The organism is Citrobacter sp. RHBSTW-00944, from assembly GCF_013615435.1.
In the GTDB taxonomy this organism is placed as follows: domain Bacteria; phylum Pseudomonadota; class Gammaproteobacteria; order Enterobacterales; family Enterobacteriaceae; genus Citrobacter; species Citrobacter braakii.
This window is the reverse complement of record NZ_CP055418.1, coordinates 2448794-2470707: the sequence shown is the minus strand read 5'-3', so window position 1 is coordinate 2470707 and position 21914 is coordinate 2448794. Positions and strand designations below refer to the sequence as shown.

The window sequence follows — 21914 nt, the reverse complement described above, 5'->3', positions numbered from 1 at the left end:
TTCACTACCACGGAGCTGTTGGAAGAATCATGATCGCTGAACTGTTTATAAATAATGCGTTTAATTTGACGGTAATTCTCAGCTGCTGTGCCGCGCTGGTTCTGATGAGCGTCTGGTATCATCGTGGAGAGCGTCGCTGCAAAGGATTTATATTTCATGCCGCGCAATTTTTTGTCTATGCCATTATCATCGGGACGTTAGGCAGTATTGCTAATAACGTTATCGAAAATTACAGCCTGAAATTTATCTCCTCCAGCGTGGTCGACTTTATCTGCACCTCGTTGATTGCGCTGATCCTTACCATCAAACTTTTTCTGGTAATTAATCAGTTTGAAAAGACGCAGATTAATAAAGGCAGAGATATCACCAGCGCGAGGATCCTGTCGCGAATCATCAAGATTACCATCGTGGTTGCCATCATTTTGCTGTATGGCGAACATTTCGGAATGAGCTTATCCGGCCTGTTAACCTTCGGCGGCATCGGCGGTATCGCTGTAGGTATGGCAGGCAAAGACATTCTGAGCAACTTTTTCTCAGGGATTATGCTCTACTTCGACAGACCCTTTAGCATCGGCGACTGGATCCGCTCCCCGGACCGCAATATTGAAGGTACAGTTACGGAAATCGGCTGGCGAATGACCAAAATAAACACCTTCGATCATCGTCCGTTATATGTCCCAAACTCGATTTTCTCCTCTATCAGCGTAGAAAACCCAGGAAGGATGACGAATCGCCGCATCAAAACGGTGATCGGGTTACGATATGAAGATGCTGATAAAGTCAGTGCCGTTGTCGAGTCGGTCAGAGAAATGCTGCAAAACCATCCGGGAATAGACCAGAAACAAACCCTGCTGGTTTATTTTAATGAATTCGCCGATTCATCGCTGAATATCATGGTGTATTGCTTCACGAAAACCACAGTGTGGGAGAAATGGCTTGCGGTACAGCAGGACGTTTATTTAAAGATTATTTCGATAGTCAAGGCAAACGACGCCGACTTTGCGTTCCCCAGCCAGACGCTGTATATGGATAATCCTGAAGCATCGCCATCGACACATTAACAAAAGAAAAGGCGCGGATATCCGCGTCTTTTTTCTGCACTTATTTCAATGAGGCAATATCAATGACAAAGCAGTACCAGCGCCAGCGTTGGAATATACGGATTCAGGTCATGTAGATACGGGACTGTATCAATAATCAGGTCAAACTGATTCACTTCGGGCATCGGATTCTTTACCTGCAGAACGCGTGCCCCGCACAGCTCAGGGGAGCAGGTTGTACTCAGCGTCGTTTACCGGTTCAAGCCACTCGTTCGATGCGCCAGCGGCCGGGATTTCCACAGCGATATGGGCAAACCAGCTATCACGCGCGGCGCCGTGCCAGTGTTTCATTCCCGCCGGGATGTGTACGACATCACCAGTTTTCAGTTCACGCGCCGGTTGATTCCACGCCTGATACCAGCCTCTGCCGCCGGTCACCAGCAAGATTTGTCCCCCTTGATGATGGATATGCCAGAAGTTACGACAGCCCGGCTCAAATGCTACGTTACCAATGACCACGCCTTCCATGGAGAGCATGGTCAGATAGCTGTCGCCAGTGAAATATTTCGCATACGCTTCATTTTTCTCTCCGCGAGGAAAGACGCTGTTACCATCAAATTGTTGATTCATAATCTCCGCGCCGGCGCTGGAGACGGTATTCCGTTGATTTTGCATTTAGACTCTCCAAAACGGTGGCAGCACGCGCCACCGGATGCTGAAAACTATAAAAATTATAGAGACTCGACAGGCGGGTGATTAGAGGTGAAAAGAAGGACAACCTTATGAATCATGCTCATCAATAGTCGGTAACAGGTACAACATTTCTACTGGAGATGGCGTGAAGCCTTAGGCCACAATTTCAATCAAATTGCCGTCAGGATCGCGTATCACCGCTTCGTAATAGCCATCACCGGTGGTGCGCGGGTCAGAAACTAATATCCCCTGTTCTTTTGCACGCATCGCCATGGCATCAACGTTTTCACTGCCGCCAACTGAAATGGCGAGATGCACCCAGCCTGAGGTGTTATTGTCGGGAGCATGGTTTGTCAGTCCAGGCTTAGTCATTAACTCAATCGCGATATCCTCACCAATTTTGACAAAATAGGATTCAAATCCTGGATTGGTTTTACTGCAGTATTTTTCGTTGATTTTTGCGTCAAAAAACGTGACCCAGAATTGAGCTTGTTGCTCAAGATCCCGTGTCCATAACGCCATATGCGCAACCTTCATAGCTAACCTCTTCTTGTTGTATCCAAACAATAGGTTCCCTAAAGGGATGTTGACATCGTGAACCATAATGCACAATTATGCTTGTTATTGCTCGATGTTTATTTCACTGGAGTATTGATGCTCGATTACGCAGCATTCCCTGAACAGCGCCAGGCGCTTATCTATCAGATCTTGCAGGAAAACGGCAGAGTCATCTGTTCCGAACTCGCCAGTAGGTTAGGCGTTTCGGAACATACAATCCGTCGCGATCTGCATGAACTGAGTAAAGATGGCGTGTGTAAAAAAGTCTATGGCGGCGCAGTCATTGCACTCCCTGAATCCGAAGACATCACCGTGCGCAAGAGTATTAATGTGGCGAAAAAGAGCAACATCGCGCAGAGATGCGCCCGGATGGTCAAATCCGGAAGCTGCATTTTTATCGACACGGGCAGTACTAATCTGGCGATGGCTGAAGCCCTACCCGCCGAGCTGGCGTTAACCGTGGTAACAAATTCCCCGGAGATTGCCGCCGTTTTACTAAAAAAACCACTGTTTGATGTCATTATGCTGGGCGGCACGGTGCAACGATCTTCTGGAGGGTGCGTGGGTGCCACCGCTATCTCGCAGGTGCAGGGCATTTTATTCGATCAGGGATTTATTGGCGGCTGCGCGATGTCGCCTGAATCCGGCTTAACCGGATTTGATTACGCGGATTGTGAGTTCAAAAAAGCGGTGATCAAACAGTGTAATGAAACCATTGTCGCGCTGACGGCTGAAAAGATCCCGGCCGTCGCCCGTTATGTCGTTACCGAAAGCAGCAATATCGATGTAATTGTCGTCGAGGAAAATATCAGCAAAGAGTATGCCACGGCGTTTCAGGCGCACGACATTCGTATTTATACAGTGTAACCCATTCTATTGGGTGATACCTTTTCCATTGCTTTCATGACTCACCTTCCCCACAGCCTTGCCTGTTCGGGAAATCGCCAATGCAACGTCCCGAACAGGCCAGCTATATCAGTGCTTCACAATATACATTGTGCGGCTATAAGCCACATCTTCAGGGTTAGTAATCGGATACCCTTTCAGCCACGGTTTAATTAAACGCCCGTTGGTGTACTGATAAATCGGCGCAATGGGAGCCTGTTCCATCAGAATGTTCTCCGCGGCGTTATAATCAGCATTGCGCGCTTTCTGCGTATTCTCCAGGGTTGCCTGGGTCAACACTTTATCGTACGCCGGATTATTAAAGCGGGAGATATTGCCCGTATGGGTTGATGTTAATAGCGACAGGAACGTAGATGGTTCATTGTAATCGCCCACCCACGAGGCGCGGATCACATCAAAATTGCCGGTATTGCGGCTATCGATATAAGTTTTCCACTCCTGGTTTTGCAGTTTCACGTCAACGCCGAGATTTTTCTTCCACATAGACGCGACAGCAATAGCAATCTTCTGATGATTTTCAGAGGTGTTATACAGCAACGTCAGTTTAAGTGGTTTCTGTGGACCATAGCCCGCCGCACGCAGCAGCGTTTTCGCCTGCGCGTTCAGCTCTTCCTGACTCATTTGCTCAAACGGTGAAGGTTCCGGCACAAACCCTGCCGTTACATCCGGCGTAAAATGCCATGCGGGCTTTTCGCCGGTACCCAGAACTTTCTCCGCCATCAGGCGACGATCGATAGTCATGCTGAGCGCCAGGCGCACGCGTGAGTCGGCAGTCGGTCCCTTCTGGGTATTAAAGGCATAGTAGTAAGTGCCAAGCTGCGGCGGGGTATAAACCTGGCCCGGGATGTCCTTCAACAGTTTCTGATACATGTTTTTCGGGAAAGACTCGGTAATATCGATATCACCAGCAAGATAGCGCTTGGTCGCTGCCGATTCCTGGTTAATAGGCAGGAAGGTGACTTTTTGCAGCACCGTTTTGGCGTTGTCCCAATAATGCGTGTTCGGCACAACGTCCAGTTTTTCGTTCACCACACGATCTTTGAGCACATAGGCGCCGTTACCAATTAGATTGCCCGGTTTGGTCCAATCTTTACCGCTCTCAACGTTAGCTTTTTGTACCGGATAGAAAGCAAAACTCGCCGTCAGATTGGCAAACCATGGCAGAGGTTTATCCAGTTGGACCTTCAATGTACGCGCATCGATCGCGCTAACGCCGAGCTTATCTGGCGAGGCTTTTCCATCGATGATCGCCTGCGCGTTGTTAATACCCGCCAGCGCAGCAAACCAGGCAAACGGCGACAGCGTTTTCGGGTCAACCAGACGCTGCCAGCTATAGACAAAATCCTGCGCCGTTACCGGCGTACCATCTGCCCATTGCGCATTGTCGCGCAGCGTAAACGTCCAGATACGGTTATCGTTACTTTTCCACTGAGTGGCAACACCGGGCACAATCTCGCCCTTCTCATTCTGGTTGACCAGCCCTTCAAATAAATCACGAATAACCTGAATTTCAGGAAGCCCGACGGCCTTTGCCGGATCCAATGACGCCGGTTCGTCTTTGATATGACGCACCAGTTCTTGCTTTTCTGCCAGTACCGTTCCGCTGGGAACATCAGCAGCCCAGGATAATGAAATGCTGCTTACCAATAGCGCACAACAGGTTACTGAAACAGAATGCTGCATAAAATACCCTCAATTCCGGCTACTAAGTGAATGTGTAATTATTTGTATCGCCAGCAGGAAATGCAATTAACTTTCGACAAGGAAATAATATTACATCTGAAAAGATAAGTGTGTGAAAACGATTTGATTATCCATACATTTTGCACAACACTGCGAGTAACAATCCACGCATTCAGAGATGACTATGACCGTTACCCGACCCCGTGCCGAGCGCGGCGCATTCCCACCTGGAACCGAACATTACGGACGTTCATTATTAGGCGCGCCGCTAATCTGGTTTCCCGCAATGGCGGCCGATCGTGAAAGCGGTCTAATACTGGCAGGAACGCACGGCGACGAAAACGCATCGGTTGTCACCCTTTCCTGCGCATTGCGTACGCTTAATCCTTCCTTACGTCGTCACCATGTGGTGCTGGCGGTTAACCCTGACGGTTGCCAGCTCGGGCTGCGCGCAAATGCGAACGGAGTGGATCTAAACCGTAACTTTCCCGCTGCCAACTGGAAAGCGGGTGAAACGGTGTATCGCTGGAACAGCAGCGCAGAAGAACGCGATGTGGTGTTGTTGACCGGCGAAAATCCGGGCTCAGAACCAGAAACCCAGGCGCTGTGCCAGCTTATTCACCGAATTCATCCTGCGTGGGTGGTCTCTTTTCACGATCCGCTGGCCTGTATTGAAGATCCCAGACGCAGCGAATTAGGCGCGTGGCTGGCGCAGTCGTTTGAATTACCCCTCGTCACCAGCGTAGGTTATGAAACGCCCGGCTCATTTGGAAGCTGGTGCGCAGACCTGAACTTACACTGTATAACCGCCGAATTTCCGCCCATCTCTTCAGATGAAGCGAGCGAGAAATACCTGCTGGCCATGTCCAATCTCCTGCGCTGGCACCCTAGAGATGAAGTTGTCCGGTCGTAAAATGCAGGGCCGGCTCCGCGTCGCTGGCAAGCCAGGTCGGGCCATCAAGATCGGCAAATTTAACCTGCGGCGTAAGGGGTAACGCCGCGCCAATCGCCCGGGAAGTACACAACATGCAGCCCAGCATTAGCGTAAATCCCTGCTCGCGGGCTTCGGTTGCCAGCGCCAGCGCCTCCGTCAGGCCGCCTGTTTTATCCAGTTTGATATTGACCATTTCATAGCGCCCGTGCAGCGCTTTCAGGCTGCTGCGGGTGTGGCAGCTTTCATCTGCGCAGATCGGCAGCGGATGCACAAAATTTTCCAATGCGGCATCGTCCTGCGCTGGCAGCGGCTGCTCCAGCATCGCCACCCCTAAATCAGCCAGCAGCTGGCAGCGCGCCGCCAGACCTTCTGCCCGCCAGGATTCATTGGCGTCGACAATAATCGTTGCATCAGGGACTGCGGCACGAATAGCAACCATCCGCTCGCTAATCAAGCGCGCATCCAGTTTAACTTTTAGCAGTTTCGCGCCATTTTCCCACAGTGCAGCCGCACTCACCGCCATTTGTTCCGGCGTGCCAATCACCACGGTTTGCGCCGTCGTCACCACTTCCGCCAGCTCACTTCCCACCAACTCTGCCAGTGACAATTGCTGTTGACGCGCACTCAGATCCCACAACGCGCAGTCCACAGCATTACGCGCGGCTCCCGCTGGCAGCAGCTTTTGCAGCTCTTCACGCGTCAGTCCATTTTCCAGTTGTGGGGCAATGCTCATAATTTGCGCCAGCACTGAGGCATCGCTTTCACCATAGCGCGGATACGGTGTGCACTCGGCGATACCCGTGACGCCGTTTTCTGCCACTTCAACCACTACCACATGCGCTTCGGTTCTGCTCCCACGGGCAATAACAAAGGGAGTGTGCAGCGGCCAGGCTTCCTCATACACCTTAACTGTTCTCATTTGCTTTCCTTAATGCAGTCCCTGAAGCGGATATCCGCAAATAGCGTTTGCCGTGTTAACTGCTGATGGCATAAACTAGCCTCGACGTTAACTATATGTAAACAGGAAGATAACCATGTCACAAACCGTTCATTTCCAGGGCAACCCGGTTACAGTTGCCGGCTCAATTCCTCAGGCTGGAAGCAAAGCTCAGGCTTTTACCCTTGTGGCTAAAGACCTGTCTGACGTTACGCTGGGCCAGTTCGCAGGCAAGCGCAAAGTGCTGAATATTTTCCCAAGCATCGATACCGGCGTTTGTGCGGCATCGGTACGTAAGTTTAACCAACTGGCGACAGAAATCGACAATACCGTCGTACTGTGCATTTCGGCCGACCTGCCATTCGCCCATTCACGTTTTTGCGGCGCGGAAGGTCTGAGCAACGTTATCACGCTGTCCACCCTGCGCAACGCAGAATTTCTGAAAAACTACGGCGTAGAAATCGCTGAAGGCCCACTGAAAGGTCTGGCCGCACGTGCCGTGGTCGTTATTGATGAAAATGACAACGTCGTTTTCAGCCAACTGGTCAATGAAATCACCAACGAGCCAGACTACACTGCTGCGCTGGACGTACTGAAAGCTTAAGCCACGTCTTGCACATACGGAGGTAATGAATCTGTTGCCTCCGGCGTATTGCTACGTTCACCTTATGTTTGTCACTTCTCTGAGGCAATACAACCTGTGAACGCGTTAAGGGTACTATCGCCGTACCCTTAACAATCCCGGCTCCCGGCTGGAAAATTGCCGCTCCGCGGTTCCCTCCGTTTATTCCTCCAGGCTACCGGGCCGGGCGCGAGGTAGCATCCCTGCAAAACGCGCCCTGAACCCGCATCCCTGCGGGTTCTCCCGGCCTTACGGAAACACGTCGGCAATTTTCAGCCGGACCAGCCCACACCTGACCTCCTGCACTTTTATTGGAATATATCTGAACAGCAAAACAGATTTAACTGGAAGTCAGTGCGCAGCAGCGATGACCCCGGTCCGGCTGAAAATCGATGAGGCGTTGACGGCTGACCGGGTCTGCCCGCAGGGATGCGGGCAGAGGGGGCGGCCTGCAGGGACGCAGGCCCGGCCCCGACAGGCAGACGGCATAAGACGAATGAATCGCACAGCGACGATTTTCCCGCCGGGAGCCTGGGTTGCAAGAGAGGCGGCGGTGAGCCTCCCTTGCACGTTCACAGATATCTGCGCTTCAGAAAAGTGATACCACTGAGGTGAACGGAACCCTGAGCCGAAATCACATGTTCTCCATAATGCTTAACTGACAAGCATTACTCCGGCCAGGAGGCATTTTCATTTACCGCGTTACTCTTCGCTTTTTTTCTGCTGGCTCAGGCCGTATTCACGCAATTTGTTGGCAATCGCGGTGTGCGAAACGCCGAGGCGCTTGGCCAGTTTGCGCGTGCTGGGATAATTCATATAAAGCTGCGTCAGCACAGAGCGTTCAAAGCGGCTGGTAATTTCATCCAGCGATCCTTCCATCACCTCTTCTCCGACCGCAACCGTTGCCGCATCGTAATCCGGCAGTAAAATATCCTGCGGCCGCAGCTCATAGCCTTCAAGCTGGGTCAGCGCCCGGTAGATGGCATTTTTAAGCTGACGCACGTTGCCCGGCCAACCGTAGCGGGTTAACACCGTGCTGAGATCGGCAGACAGCTTCGGACGCGGCACGCCCTGCTCGTCGGCGAAGCGCGCCACAAACAGTTCGGTAAGCGGCATAATATCCTGCGGGCAATCGCGTAGCGGCGGCAGATTTAGCGTCAGTACATTCAGACGATAATAGAGATCTTCACGGAAAAGCCCTTTCTGCACCATTTCCACAAGGTTCTTTTGCGTCGCGCAAATCACGCGGACATCAACATGAACTTCGTGATCTTCTCCCACGCGGCGGAACGTGCCGTCATTGAGAAAACGCAGCAATTTGGTCTGCATACGCGGCGACATTTCACCAATTTCATCTAACAGAACCGAGCCGCCATTCGCCTGCTCAAAGAAGCCTTTTTTGCCTTCCGGGGCATGGCCAAACAGCTCACTTTCGACCGCATCCTCAGGAATTGACGCGCAGTTCAGCGCCAGATACGGCTTCGACGCACGCGGGCTTGCCAGGTGGCAGGCATGGGCAAAGAGATCTTTGCCGGTGCCGGTATTACCAGTAATCAGCAGCGGCGCACTCAGAGTCGCCAGCTTACGCGCCTGTTCCACTACGTGTTTCATTTTGGCGCTGACGGCAATAATCTGGCTAAACGCGCTCAGATCCTGCGTAGTCATATTTTGCAGCTGACGCCCCATCCGGATGGTGGAGCGCAGCATGACAACAGCACCGGTCAGCATCTGCTCTTGATTTTCACCCTGCAAATGGACAGGCGTAATCTCCATCAGGAAGTTCTGTCCGTTAATTACGACATGCTCGCTATGAGAATCCTGCGGATTGCTTTCGAGCCAGCGCTGGAAGTTAAACCCATTGATTAACTGGGCGGCGGTATGATTGCGCATCCGATCCTGAGTGTGCGCGAAAAGCTGGCAGCTCGCAGGGTTCGCCATCTCGATTTTGCTTTTCATATCCAGAGAAAGGACCGGTTCTGGTAACGCCTCAAGCAGCGCACTCAACGCAAGATGTTCTCGTTCGGAAGGCATCCAGGGCACGGTACGCACATCCGTAACCCCTGAAATACGGCGGATTTCAGCCATCAGGCTACTGAAGTTGGTGAACTCCAGTTCCGCAAAATTGAGGTAAATTCGCCCGATGGGGTCAATCTCGATACCGCGTAAATCAATGCTTCTCAGCACCAGTAAATCGAGCAGTTCGCGGGTCAGACCAAGTCGGTCTTCACAAAAGACTTCCAAACGCATAGGAACCTTCACCTGGACAAGGGATTATGTATTAAATGATAAGACAGTATTGGGTTTGCAGGAAGAACTCTGTCAACAAATATTGACAGCTCGCTGGAAAATCAGGCGCCGGGACGTAAAGTTAAACGACTGGCGCCCAATTTTTAGCTAACTTTCGCGCGGAGATTTGTTCTTTTGTAAGGTTTCTTTCACCTGACCAATCAGTTGACGGCGAAAATCGCCCAGTCGTGGCTTATCGTCATCGATCCACGGCAGCGGTCGGCAAAGTTCCATGGCTTTAATACCCAGACGCGCCGTTAATAATCCCGCGCCAATACCCTGCGCGGCACGCGTCGATAAGCGAGCGGCTAAATCCTGCGACATCCAGTCCATTCCCACTTCCCGCACCAGCTCACTGGCCCCGGCAAAAGCGATATTTAGCAGCACCAGGCGGAACAAACGCAGGCGGCTGTAATAACCGAGTTCAATGCCATACAGCGAGGCGATGCGATTAATCAGCCGCAGGTTTCGCCAGGCAATAAACGCCATATCCACCAATGCCAGCGGACTGACGGCAATCATCAGCGTGGACTCCGCCGCTGAACGGCTAATCTCACGTCGGGCCTGCGCGTCCAGCACCGGCTGCACAACATGGGCATACAGGCTGACGACTTCGCGATCGTTCTGCGTTTCATGAATTGAGGCATACCAGCGCTGTAGCGCCGGATGGGACTGATCGATACCCGCCTGCTGCGCCAGCTTTTCACAAAATGCACGACCTTTTCCGGTTCCATGGCTGTGGAGCAGATCTCGCGCTTCATCACGCTCGTGCGCACGCTGGCGCAAACGCCATAGCCGACGCCACTCGGTCGCGACCGATCCGACACCTGCGCCGATAATCAATGCGCCAGCGGCACATCCTCCCAGCGCTACCCAGTCCTGAGTCTGCCAGGCGTTCATGGTCCATTGTACGCCCTGAGCGACAACGCTCGCGCCAAACAGCGCCAACCCGCCCATCACCATTTTGCGCCACAAACTGCGTTTGGGGCGTAGGGCCGCATCAATGACGGCTTCTGCCTGACCTTCGTCTTGCAGAGGTTCATCCACTGTCGCCGGAGAAAAAGTCTGCGCCTCCGTTTCGTTGAACATCTGCTGCGCTTTAAACGCCGCGTTTTGTTCCACGTCCAGCGGACCTGAGAAATCGATACGCGGTTTTAACGGCTCGCTCATCGCAATTTATCTCCTATTAAAAACTCCATCGCGGCATCAAGACGAATATGCGGTAAGGGTTTATCGACATCCATAACCTGCGGGCGAAACGCCTCAAACTGAAAGCCCTGACTGTCCCAGAATGCTTGTCCAGGTAAACGCGCGGGCACTTCCCCCGGATAAACGGTTAGCGGTTCACCATCGCTCAGACGATGACCACGCAGCGCCGGGATCTTTTCGCCTTTCACATCGATCAGGCCGCTGGTGGTTGCCTGTACTGATGCCAATCCCAGACAATCCATGCTGATACCTTCGAACGCAGCGTTTTGCCAGGCGTCCTGGATCAACTGCTGCAATAACGACACCATATTGGCGTGCTGATCGACCGTTACATGGTCGGCTTTGGTGGCGGCAAACAGCAGTTTGTCGATAACCGGAGAAAACAGCCGACGAAACAGCGTACGCTGTCCGTAATGGAAGCTTTGCATCAGTTGGGTGAGCGCCAGACGCATGTCGTTAAACGCCTGTGGCCCGCTGTTGAGCGGTTGCAGACAATCGACCAGCACAATCTGACGGTCAAAGCGCAGGAAGTGATTCTTATAAAATCCCTTCACGACTTTTTCACAGTAATAATTAAACCTGTCGCGTAGCATGCCCGCATTGGTGTGTTTGTCTGCCTGCGCCAGCTTCGATTCCCCCCAGGCATCAACGTCCGGCCACGGGAAGAACTGCAGCGCAGGCGCGCCCGCCATATCTCCGGGCAGAACAAAACGGCCCGGCTGAATAAAATGCAGTCCCTGCTGCTTGCACTGGTGCAGATACTCCGTCCAGGCGGCAGCGATTTCCGCCAGACGGTTTTCATCAGCAGGCGCCAGCGGATCCAACCCCTGGCATAACTGCCGCCATCTTGCCGACCATTCGCCCCGCTGTCCCTGTAATAATCCGGTCATTTGCCGCGACCAGCTGAGATAATCCTGGGCCAGCATCGGTAAATCGAGCAGCCACTCCCCCGGATAATCGACGATTTCCAGGTACAGCGTGGAGGTGTCTTTAAAGTGGCGCAGTAAAGAATCATTGGATTTGTAGCGCAGCGCGAGGCGTATTTCACTCACACCGCGCGTAGGTGTCGGCCAGGTCGGCGGAGAGCCATACAGCTGCGCCAGTCCCTCATCATAGGTAAAACGCGGAATACCAAAATCGCGTTGTGGAACCCGTTTAACGCCGAGCAGACGCTCTTCGCGCACGCAACTGAGCAACGGCAGACGCGCACCGGCATGAATATTGAGTAACTGGTTTACCATCGCGGTGATAAACGCCGTCTTACCGCTACGGCTAAGTCCGGTGACAGCCAGGCGCAAATGCCGGTCTACGCCGCGATTAACCAGCGAATTGAGTTCATTTTTAAGTCGCTTCATCGCCATCCCGTTTTGCTGAAGGAACCGAAGAAATTATAACAAACAGGAAGTAAAGATAGGGGTCAATTCTTACTTATCAACTACCTGAGCTGTAACAGGCGGCATTATTCTTACCGCCTGGAGCAGAAGGAAAGCGGGCGGTTTATTGATTCTCTACTTTAGGAAGCGCTATCTGATTGATGCCACCTTCGTTGGTCACCTGCGTGTAGCCCATTTCCGTCAACATATCCTTCGCCTGCCCCGATTGACGCCCGGAGTTGCAGTAAAGCTTCACGGTGTCGGTCTTATCAGGAACTTCAGCAGCGATACGCGCCTTCATCTCTTTTAATGGAATGTTGACCGCTCCCTGAATATGCTGCTGTTGATACTGTTCAGGAACGCGAACATCAATCCAGTGCTCGGCTGCAAAAACCGGCATGCCGATGACCAGTGCCAACGCTAATACGCCTTTTTTCAACATAATATCTTCCTGACTGATGGTTGGATTTAACCAACACACTATACGCCAGTTCTTAAGAAAATATTGCGATCGCATTATCACCCTCTGCACCCGTGGACGAGACTTCCTCTGGTTGCGCATACTGCGGTTAGTTTTTTGATTTTTCTGCCCGCATTCCGATATTGTTGTCATTCGCCAATTAACTCCATAATATGTTCGCCATTGACTCTCGGACGGAGCTTGGGATCTATGTCTCCTACCATTTATGATATTGCACGAGCCGCTGGCGTATCAAAATCCACGGTATCGCGCGTGCTTAATAAGCAAACCAATATCTCGCCGGAAGCGCTTGAAAAAGTGCTGCGTGCTATTGATGAGTTACAGTACCAGCCCAATAAACTTGCTCGCGCACTCACCTCTTCCGGGTTTGATGCAATAATGGTGATATCTACCCGTTCAGCAAAAACAACCGCCGGTAATCCGTTTTTCTCTGAAGTGCTGCATGCTATTACTGCCAAGGCTGAAGAGGTCGGTTTTGATGTCATATTACAGACGTCGCGAAGCACTGAAGATGATTTACAAAAATGTGAGAGCAAAATTAAGCAGAAATTGATCAAAGGTATCATTATGCTGAGCTCTCCCGCCGATGAATCTTTTTTTGCGAGGCTGGATAAATACAACGTACCGGTCGTGGTTATTGGAAAGGTTGAAGGCGACTACGCCAATGTCTATTCTGTAGACACAGATAATTATCGCGACAGCATTACGCTAACTGATGCGCTGATTGAGAGTGGACACCGTAATATAGCCTGTTTGCACGCGCCGCTTGATGTTCATGTTTCTATCGATCGCGTTAACGGATATAAAGCCAGCCTTCTGGCGCATAACATTAAAATGCGCGATGAATGGATTGTTGACGGGGGCTATACCCATGAAACAGCCCTGCTTGCTTCACGAAAATTACTGAGTCAGCAGCCGTTACCCGATGCCGTATTTGCCACCGACAGCTTGAAATTAATGAGCTTATATCGCGTGGCGGCTGAGAAAAATATAACCATCCCACAACAACTTGCCGTTGTGGGCTACAGTAATGAGCTGTTGTCTTTTATGCTCACGCCCGTTCCAGGGGGAATTGATGTGCCTACCCAGCAGTTGGGTGAACAAAGCTGTAATTTATTATTTAACCTGATTGCGGGCGAGAAAGGATTACAAAATATCACGGTGAGCACGCAAATATCGCTGGCCGACTCACTGGTGTAAAAACTGGGGCATAAATGCCCCAGTATATTTTAGAATGCGTAGTTCACGCCTATACCAGCATAATGGAATCTGTCGCTTTCGCCTTCGTCGTGATCTTCCCACTCATAGGCATACTCCAGTGACATTGATAAACCATTCTGGAAATCATATGCATACAGTAAACCGAGACGATTGAAATTATGGCCTTCACGTTCCGGATCATCTCGCCAGTCCCAGTTTGACCAGCGATCAAGCCCCAGACGGGTATACGGCGTCAGGGTGGTATTGCCTAAAGACAACGGTAAATATGCACGAATTTCCTGGGTTGAGAACTCACCATTATTGCGCGAATCAGCCAGATTAAAGCCGCGTTCAAGGTAATAGTTGACCGTTAAGCCCACCGTTTCGTTAAACCTGTAATTCAGACCGGTCTCGCTTTCGACACGACTATCGGAGTAGCCAGTAGTATTCAAAGTATTCAAATCATTAACGAATTGATACATCGACAGCCAACCGCTAAAGCGCAGGTCGTCGGTCAGTTTAACATCCCAGTCCGGCTGAACTTTCCAGCGCTGCATATTAGCGGTGTCGTTTCCTGGTTCATTGACATAGTGATAACCGTAATTACGGAAGCCACCGGTCAAACCGAAATTAACATCTTCACTTTCCAGGAATTGATAGCGGACTTCCAGTTCTGGGCGATCAAACCAGGTACCACGCTTACCATCGCTGTAATCAACCGGTCCTTCCTGATAATAAGCCAGCGATATTTTCCACGGTCCATTAGAGGCGTTGAAATAGACGGACGGCTCAGCCAGTCCATCCATATCTTCGCCCTGACCTTCAACGTTTTCTATTTCGTACATAGCACCAATGTTAAAGTGCCAGTCATTATTTTCAGCAGCCTGCGCGCAGGCCATTCCTGCACTCATAATCAGCGCAGTAGCGGACAGTAGGGTTTTCATTATTATTCCTTGTTAAAATACTCGCAAAAATGCCCCAAGGCTTGGGGGGGATTTATCCCCCCGGAATTTTATTGAATAGCCACTTCAGTTTCAGCATCAAAGAAATGGCATTTCGCCATATCAAAATGAATAGTGATATTTTCTCCTGCATGATAATCATTCACAGCCCCAGCACGGACCACCAACTCATGCCCCCCAACAATGGTATAAAGCATAAATTCAGCGCCGGTTAATTCTGCAACGCTAATTTTTGCCGATATACTATTTTCATTATTAAGCTGCGGGTGTATATCTTCAGGACGAATTCCCAGAGTGACCGCCTGATGTTCATAACCCTGCGCTTTTAATTGTGCTAATTTATTTTGTGGAATCGTTAATTTCAGTGTTTCAGTAACAAACTTATCACCATCAATCGCGCCACGAATAAAGTTCATGGCCGGTGAACCAATAAATCCGGCGACAAACATATTAGCCGGGTGGTTATAAACCGTTTTCGGCGCACCAACCTGCTGAACAATGCCATCCTTCATAATCACAATACGCGTCGCCATAGTCATGGCTTCGGTTTGATCGTGGGTAACATAGATCATGGTGGTATTGAGTTTCTGATGCAGTTTGCTAATTTCAGCCCGCATCTGAACGCGAAGTTTGGCATCGAGATTCGATAAGGGTTCATCCATCAGGAAGACCCCCGCTTCACGTACAATCGCACGCCCCAGCGCCACACGCTGACGCTGACCACCGGATAACGCGCCGGGTTTACGCTGCAGATAATCGCGCAGACCAAGGATCTGCGCCGCCCAGTTGACGCGCTCCTCAATCACAGCAGGCGCAATTTTCTGCATTTTCAGACCAAACGCCATGTTGTCATAGACGGTCATGTGTGGGTACAACGCGTAGTTCTGAAAAACCATCGCAATGTTGCGTGATTTCGCCGGCACATCGTTCATCCGTTTACCGTCAATCAGCAGATCGCCGCCGCTGATCTCCTCCAGACCGGCGATCATGCGTAACGTAGTTGACTTCCCGCAGCCGGAAGGTCCAACAAAAACAATAAACTCTTTATCTTCAATTTCCAGATTGAAGTCTTTAACGACGTGTACCTGGTTGTCGTAAATTTTTTGAATGTGTTGCAACGAAAGCTGTGCCATGTTGAATCCTTTACTTGTCGTGTTGCCAGAAAGCCGATAAGCACGGCCACGTCAGAAATTCGGTTGCCGGAAGCAGCAAGTCTGCCCCATTCAGCCCTTTACCGATGCCGACAGAAAGCATGCCGCAGGCGTTGATTGCATCAATTCCCGCTTGTGCATCTTCTATGCCAATACATTGTTGCGGGTCAACGCCAAGACCCGCGCAGGCTGCCAGGAAAATTTCCGGATCCGGTTTCGAGCGGGTGATCAATGCCGCATCCGCACAAAAATCAAAGCAAGAGCTAAGATTAAGCGCTTGTAAAATAGCCGGGGCATTGCGCGACACAGAGGCCAACCCCACCGGAATCCGTTCTTCCCGCAACGTCATCAACAGCTCACGTATTCCCGGTAATACCGAGTTAACCGTCAGCTGGCGCAAAGAATGGACATACAGTCTGTTTTTTCTCTCGGCCAATTGTGCGCAGGCCTCGGGAGAAAACGCCCCCGCCTTCCCACCATGGTGCAAAATACGCTGTAGTGATTCGCCGCGACTAATCCCTTTCAGGCTGTCATTAAATGCTTCGTCGATCGCAATCCCTATTTCATCGGCTACCTGCCGCCAGGCCAGAAAATGTAGATGCGCGGTATCGGTAATCACGCCATCCAAATCAAAAATGATGGCCTGTGGTTTGAGTATCATTCATCGCCCCTTTCTGTGGTAGCGGTCCCATAAGTGGGCGAAATAATGGCGTCATTGCGGATAACGGTTTCCCCCTGCACGGAGACCTTTTCACCATTGACCCAAAGGACAATCTGCTCAGTACTGTTAATACGGATTTCAGCCGCATTAATGATTACCTGCATATCGATGCCCTGCCAGCGCAGCGGGAAAGACAGCGTTTGCCAATGAGCCGGTAAGGCAGGAGCAAGGTGTAACTCCCCGTGGCGAATATTCACGCCGGCAAATCCCTGGATTGCGCCCAGCCAGATGGCGCCCGTTGCCGCAGCATGAATGCCGTCATCGCAGCTATGTGGGTCCTCCCCGAGATCGATAAGCGACCCTTCACGCCAGAACCGATAGGCCTGTGCCGGATCACCGCAACGCGCTGCCACAATCCCGTGGATCGCTTTACTCAACGAGGAGTCATGAATTGTGCGCGGCTCGTAAAAGCGCAGGTTTGCCAGACAGGTTTGCGGGCAAAATTGCTCCGGTAACATGTAGGTCAGCATCACCACATCGGCCTGTTTGAGAATTTGCATCTCATTGACTTCTGCACGGGAGAAATCGAGCAAAATCGTCTGCTTGCCCGCTTTGGCTTTGTACTGTGACAGATCGATAGCCGGTTTGCTCAGGAAGGTATCGTCCTGAGGTAGCACGCCATCGGGCTGAACTTCCGGTCGCCAGAGATGCTGTAAAAAATACTCTGCGCGGTGAATAAACGTCTCATCACCGCAGCCCAACCGACGGGCAAAACCCAGCGCCTGTTCCACGTTGTACCAGGCCATGTAGTTGGTGAACGCGTTGTTGTTCACATGCTCAGTGTATTCATCCGGGCCAATCACATCGTGGATCTCTAAACGATCATTAACCATGACCGCCCTGCTGATCCAGAACTTCGCCGTTTCCAGCAGCAACGTCATTCCCTCACGGGACATGAAGTTTAGATCCCCTGAGGCATGCCAGTAATTGATTACCGCCCAGGCAATATCCGCCACGAGGTGATGTTCAGCCTGCGCGGAGGCCACTTTCTGACGCAGTCCGGTACGGATGTTGATCGCCGCAAATTCAGGCGTTTCCTCATCACCGCTGCGAGCGCTTTCCCAAGGAAAAAGCGCTCCCTGCCAACCGTTACGGCGGGCTTTCTCACGCGCCCCCGACAGATTATGCCAGCGGTAACGCAACAAACTTCTCGCGGTTTTCGGCTCGGTAAAGAGATGAAACGGTAACAGAAAGACCTCGGTATCCCAGAATATGTGGCCTTTATACCCTTCCCCCGTCAAACCTTTGGCAGCAATACTGCTGCGCTCATCGTGGTCAGGAGTCATCACACGCAGATGATAGAGCGCATAGTCCAGCGCTCGCTGATCGCTGGCATCAGTGCTGGTGACCTGAACGCGACGATTTTGCCACCAGGCATGCCAGTTAGCAGCCGACTCAGCAAGCAGAACGTCATAGCCTTGCTGCGCGCATACTTCCAGGTTGCGCAGCGACTGGCGTCCCCAGGTCTCAAGCGACAGGCTGCGTTCGCTCGCCCAGTCTACCCAGCTAATTTTTGTCAGCGTGACGCGCTGTCCGGCTTTCGCCTGCACGCTGTTGTGTTGTAACAGCCGACGTTCTTTCGCGGTGAAGCAGCGCTGCGCTGCACCGTCTACATCGCAATACGTGGTGATAGCAATATCATTGCGGTTGTCCTGGGTGGTGTAAATCCCTTGCATAAGATGCTGGCCAAAGACCCGGACCTGCGTTTCATCCAAATGCTGACGACCATGATTGGTCATCGTGGCGTCAATTCCGGTCGAGATACCAATGCTGGCATCGCCATCCAGTGGCGTGACGACAACTTCCATAGCAAACAGCGGCAGTTTTTGTGCCGAGACAAATCGCCGGCTCTCAATGGCAAAACGCGCCCCGCCAGACGCACGCCAGGTAAGCGCACGGCGTAATTCCCCACTGGCAAAATCCAGTTCACGTTGCCAGCTTTCGATAACGCCGCTGGTGAGCGAGAAAATCTCACCATTGAGTGAAATCTCCACCCCCACCACATCAGGCAGATTAACCAGTTCATTAATCTCGCCTTTCCCTGCCCGGTGATACAGTCCTGCAAGGTACATGCCGCGAGTTTGTAAGGTGTAGGCTTCCTCGTGGCTGGCGCGAATCCCAATATAACCGTTACCGGTCGTCATGAGGGACGCATATTTATTCGGGTTGTGTGGGCAAAAAGCCGGTTCAGTTAGCATTACTGGCCTCGTCATAAGTCTACGTAGGTCCCTGTTTCAGCCGATTGATACAGTGCGGCAACCAGTTGTTGAATAACGACGCCTTGCTCTGCGTCAGCAATAGTGACAGGCTCGCCCTGGACATGATTCACAAAAGCTTCCATGCTGCGATAATGTCGATTGTCATCGGCCATTTCACGCTGAAGCAGTACGTCAAGCGTACCCTCACGATCGGTATAAACCTGGGCTGGGAATAACGTCGCCCCTGCCAGATCGCCGCAGAAATTTACGTTCATAATCGATTGTTCCGGGATATTCAGCGCGAAAGAGGTTTCCAGTCGCAGGATACCGCCGTTATGAAATTCAATCGTCCCGAACAAAGAATCCTCCACGGTATACGTCTCGGGATCCCATTTCCCAAACTGGCCGCTGTTTTTACGCGTGCCAATGCGTTGATAACTGTGTGCGTTAACACGCTTTACTGCCGGAAACCCCAGCACATACATGGCGGCATCAAGCATATGGATGCCGAGATCAATCAGCGGCCCGCCGCCCTGCAGTTCTTTGTTGGTAAATACCCCCCAGCCGGGCACGCCGCAGCGGCGCAAAGCGCGGACATTGGTGACATAGATTTCACCCAGCACGCCGGCCATCACCTGCTCACGAAGCAACTGCGTATCCAGTGCGAAACGATGATGAAAATCATAAGCCAGAACTTTCCCCATTCGACGCGCTGTGTTACACATTTCCAGCGCCTCGGCTGGCGTCATCGCCGGAGGTTTCTCACACATCACATGGCATCCGGCGTTCAGCGCCAACATGGTGTGTTCATAATGAAAACGATTGGGTGAACAGATGCTGACGATATCTGGCTTAGCCTCGCGTAGCATCGTCTGAGGATCGTCCCAAACCTGCGGATTGCCGTATTTCTCTGCCAACGCCTGCGCCTGTGACAGGCGGCTGTCACAGACAGCCACCAGTTCCAGATCGTTGCGGGTGCAGTAGTACGAAGCATGAACTTTATCCGCCACCTGCCCGGCGCCGATAATGGCGATGCGTAGCGGAGAGCTTGTCAGTGCACTTTTCACAGAAATCCTCTTAGCAGGTACGCAGCCAGGCCAGTGACTGACGGTACGCTTCCGGCAGGTTCTCTGCCCGTACACGTCCTTCGTACACGACGTAACCCTGATAATTATCTTCACGCAACTGGTCAAACAGCGCAGTGAAATCCAGCGTACCGCTCCCCGGCTGATAACGGTGGTTATCCGCAATATGGACGTGTCCCAGCAGATCGCGATTGTCATGCAGCGCCTGAGCCATATCGTCTTCTTCGATATTCATATGGTAAAAATCACCAATGATTTGCACATGCTTCAGGTTGTTTTCCACGATATAGCGACGGGCATCCGCCAGGGTGTTGATCATATGATCCTGATAGCGATTAAGCGGCTCCAGATACACCACCGTCCCCGTACGCTCGGCAACTTTATCGAGATAAATCAATGAATCACTTACTGCTTTACGATCGCCCGCCAGGCTGCGCGGAGAGGTCATCGGCGGTAAGCGGAAGGTAAACATGCCCCATGCAGCGGGTACAATAATGCCCTGCCCACCGACTTCGGCCAGCGCTTCGAGAATGCGGGTAATCTGCTGTAAGCCATTCAAACGACGCTCTTCGATAAAATCACCGATCCAACCGTCATATCCTCCACAGGCGGTGGTGACGGGCAGGCCTGTTTCTTTGATTGCTGCTTTCACTTCTGCCAGGTTGTTAACCAGCAGCTTGCCGTCAATTTCAAAACCGTCAAACCCCATCTCTTTGATGTAACGGAATTTCTCGAGAATATCTTCCGGAAAAAAAAGCCTGGTTCTGTGTTCCAATTTTCATCTTCTGCATTCCTTAATTAAAACGTCACGCCCATTTTGATGCTCTTTTCCGGATGGCGATCGACATACTGCATATAGCTTTCCGGGCTGCTGGCAAACGTCACTACCGGGTCAATAAGTTCTTCACAGTTCAGGTAACCGTTCATCAACAGTTCCCAACAGGTCTCCTCAATACGCTTGCGGCTCCAGCGCGGATAATCCGGATTTGGCTCACTGCAGGCACGAGAGAAGACAATTTTGGCGTTGTTGAAGTGCGCTTCACGCCCCAGGTTGAAGCCTTCAGCAAAAGGTTTCGCGAAAGCGACATAGGAGATGGTTCCACCATAGGCCAGACCGCGTAACGCCGATTGCAACGCATCCGCATAGCCGCTGGTTTCGATAATCACATCCGCGCCCTGCTTGCCGGTCAGCTTCTTAATTTCCATGCCGACATCGGTGCCAATAGGATTCAGACAGAAATCCGCGCCATGGCGACGCGCGATATCGCAACGATGAGCAATCGGATCCACGCCAATGACCACCGAGGCTCCCGCTTTCTTAGCCAGTTGGACGGCAATCTGGCCAATCGCCCCTAAGCCGACGATGACAACAAAGTCGCCGACGCGCACATTGGCGTCGCGCACGCCACTCATGGCGAACTGTGCCGGGTCATAGCACACGGCATTTTTCCACGAACTACCTTCCGGCATTTTGCGCAGTTTGTAGTTGTTTACCGCATTAAAGAAAACCGTTTCTGCCAGTGGGCCGTAGCCGCAAACTGAATCGCCAACGGCGTATTCGGTCACATCGCTGCCACACTCAATAACATCGCCCACCACCATGTTGCCAAGCTGGAACTTGCCGAATTCAATCCCGCGCGGCGCCCCTTCCGGACGCGGCATGAACATTTGCCATTCGCCGTTAAAATCTTCGTCAATAAACGGACTGGCAGCGCGAAAATCGACCACTTCCGTGCCATGTTTTGGTGCACCAAAGCGAACGCGAACTTTCACTTCATTGGCGGATACAGCTCTGTCTTCATATTCCACCAGCGCCGCAACACGCGGTTCTGTGGCAACTAACTTCTTCATTTACAACTCCTTAATTAAACTAGC

Annotated in this window: 19 protein-coding genes and 1 pseudogene; 5 read left to right on the top strand and 15 right to left on the bottom strand. The window is 51.7% G+C overall.

Features of this window, described 5'->3' with window-relative positions:
* The first annotated feature begins 29 nt into the window (after positions 1 to 29).
* Positions 30 to 1061 (top strand): mechanosensitive ion channel family protein, encoded by a 1032-nt coding sequence (locus HV334_RS11890; protein ID WP_181221775.1) that lies wholly within the window; start codon positions 30 to 32, stop codon positions 1059 to 1061.
* A 201-nt stretch (positions 1062 to 1262) separates the two neighbouring features.
* Here the strand turns inward: HV334_RS11890 and HV334_RS11885 are convergent, their stop codons facing one another.
* Complete coding sequence (locus HV334_RS11885) at positions 1263 to 1670, bottom strand: cupin domain-containing protein (protein WP_181221890.1); 408 nt, start codon at positions 1668 to 1670, stop codon at positions 1263 to 1265.
* 216 nt (positions 1671 to 1886) lie between these two features.
* The gene (locus tag HV334_RS11880; protein ID WP_181221773.1) at positions 1887 to 2270 is read right to left on the bottom strand and encodes a VOC family protein; all 384 of its coding nucleotides are present in this window, start codon (positions 2268 to 2270) and stop codon (positions 1887 to 1889) included.
* A gap of 117 nt (positions 2271 to 2387) precedes the next feature.
* Between HV334_RS11880 and HV334_RS11875 the strand changes: the two genes are divergently transcribed.
* Positions 2388 to 3158, top strand: coding sequence for a DeoR/GlpR family DNA-binding transcription regulator (locus HV334_RS11875; RefSeq protein ID WP_016153208.1), 771 nt, complete (start codon positions 2388 to 2390; stop codon positions 3156 to 3158).
* Positions 3159 to 3266: 108 nt separating this feature from the next.
* Here HV334_RS11875 and mppA read toward each other — a convergent pair whose 3' ends face one another.
* Positions 3267 to 4880 (bottom strand): murein tripeptide ABC transporter substrate-binding protein MppA, encoded by a 1614-nt coding sequence (gene mppA / locus HV334_RS11870; protein WP_016153209.1) that lies wholly within the window; start codon positions 4878 to 4880, stop codon positions 3267 to 3269.
* A 184-nt stretch (positions 4881 to 5064) separates the two neighbouring features.
* Here mppA and mpaA point away from each other — a divergent pair, with 184 nt between their 5' ends.
* Positions 5065 to 5793 carry a murein tripeptide amidase MpaA gene (mpaA, locus tag HV334_RS11865; protein ID WP_016153210.1) on the top strand — a complete coding sequence of 243 codons (729 nt, stop codon included), beginning with the start codon at positions 5065 to 5067 and terminating at the stop codon, positions 5791 to 5793.
* Here the strand turns inward: mpaA and ycjG are convergent.
* Positions 5768 to 6733, bottom strand: a complete 966-nt coding sequence (ycjG, locus tag HV334_RS11860; RefSeq protein WP_181221771.1) for an L-Ala-D/L-Glu epimerase — start codon at positions 6731 to 6733, stop codon at positions 5768 to 5770. The two genes, mpaA and ycjG, sit on opposite strands and share 26 nt — an antisense overlap.
* A 115-nt stretch (positions 6734 to 6848) precedes the next feature.
* On the opposite strand from ycjG, the gene tpx reads away from it, so the two are divergent.
* Positions 6849 to 7355, top strand: a complete 507-nt coding sequence (gene tpx, locus HV334_RS11855; protein WP_016153212.1) for a thiol peroxidase — start codon at positions 6849 to 6851, stop codon at positions 7353 to 7355.
* Between the two features lie 720 nt (positions 7356 to 8075).
* On the opposite strand, the gene tyrR is transcribed toward tpx, so the two are convergent.
* From tyrR to pspE, 4 genes are all read right to left on the bottom strand, one after another.
* Positions 8076 to 9620 carry a transcriptional regulator TyrR gene (gene tyrR, locus HV334_RS11850; RefSeq protein ID WP_016153213.1) on the bottom strand — a complete coding sequence of 515 codons (1545 nt, stop codon included), beginning with the start codon at positions 9618 to 9620 and terminating at the stop codon, positions 8076 to 8078.
* 147 nt (positions 9621 to 9767) lie between these two features.
* Positions 9768 to 10829: a YcjF family protein gene (locus tag HV334_RS11845; protein WP_047500386.1), complete on the bottom strand. Its 1062-nt coding sequence runs from the start codon at positions 10827 to 10829 to the stop codon at positions 9768 to 9770.
* Positions 10826 to 12223 carry a YcjX family protein gene (locus tag HV334_RS11840; protein WP_016153215.1) on the bottom strand — a complete coding sequence of 466 codons (1398 nt, stop codon included), beginning with the start codon at positions 12221 to 12223 and terminating at the stop codon, positions 10826 to 10828. The genes HV334_RS11845 and HV334_RS11840 overlap by 4 nt, the downstream gene beginning before the upstream one ends.
* 142 nt (positions 12224 to 12365) lie before the next feature.
* On the bottom strand, positions 12366 to 12683 hold the full coding sequence (gene pspE / locus HV334_RS11835; protein WP_016153216.1) for a thiosulfate sulfurtransferase PspE: 318 nt from the start codon (positions 12681 to 12683) through the stop codon (positions 12366 to 12368).
* A gap of 228 nt (positions 12684 to 12911) precedes the next feature.
* Between pspE and HV334_RS11830 the strand changes: the two genes are divergently transcribed.
* Positions 12912 to 13922, top strand: a complete 1011-nt coding sequence (locus HV334_RS11830) for a LacI family DNA-binding transcriptional regulator (protein WP_181221769.1) — start codon at positions 12912 to 12914, stop codon at positions 13920 to 13922.
* 29 nt (positions 13923 to 13951) lie between these two features.
* Here HV334_RS11830 and HV334_RS11825 read toward each other — a convergent pair whose 3' ends face one another.
* The 7 genes and pseudogenes from HV334_RS11825 to HV334_RS11795 all read right to left on the bottom strand — a co-directional run bounded on the left by HV334_RS11825 (position 13952) and on the right by HV334_RS11795 (position 21890).
* Positions 13952 to 14866 (bottom strand): OmpG family monomeric porin, encoded by a 915-nt coding sequence (locus HV334_RS11825; RefSeq protein ID WP_181221768.1) that lies wholly within the window; start codon positions 14864 to 14866, stop codon positions 13952 to 13954.
* Positions 14867 to 14934: 68 nt separating this feature from the next.
* Positions 14935 to 16017: an ABC transporter ATP-binding protein gene (locus HV334_RS11820; RefSeq protein ID WP_016153219.1), complete on the bottom strand. Its 1083-nt coding sequence runs from the start codon at positions 16015 to 16017 to the stop codon at positions 14935 to 14937.
* Between the two features lie 10 nt (positions 16018 to 16027).
* On the bottom strand, positions 16028 to 16696 hold the full coding sequence (gene pgmB / locus HV334_RS11815; protein WP_047500384.1) for a beta-phosphoglucomutase: 669 nt from the start codon (positions 16694 to 16696) through the stop codon (positions 16028 to 16030).
* Positions 16693 to 18969 carry a glycoside hydrolase family 65 protein gene (locus HV334_RS11810; protein ID WP_181221766.1) on the bottom strand — a complete coding sequence of 759 codons (2277 nt, stop codon included), beginning with the start codon at positions 18967 to 18969 and terminating at the stop codon, positions 16693 to 16695. Before HV334_RS11810 ends, pgmB begins: the two co-directional genes overlap by 4 nt.
* On the bottom strand, positions 18966 to 20021 hold the full coding sequence (locus tag HV334_RS11805) for a Gfo/Idh/MocA family oxidoreductase (protein ID WP_016156633.1): 1056 nt from the start codon (positions 20019 to 20021) through the stop codon (positions 18966 to 18968). The genes HV334_RS11810 and HV334_RS11805 overlap by 4 nt, the downstream gene beginning before the upstream one ends.
* 10 nt (positions 20022 to 20031) lie before the next feature.
* Positions 20032 to 20821, bottom strand: a pseudogene (locus HV334_RS11800) (sugar phosphate isomerase/epimerase).
* 16 nt (positions 20822 to 20837) lie between these two features.
* Entirely contained in the window at positions 20838 to 21890 is a 1053-nt protein-coding gene (locus HV334_RS11795) for a zinc-binding alcohol dehydrogenase (RefSeq protein ID WP_016153224.1), read from the bottom strand.
* Positions 21891 to 21914 lie beyond the last annotated feature (24 nt).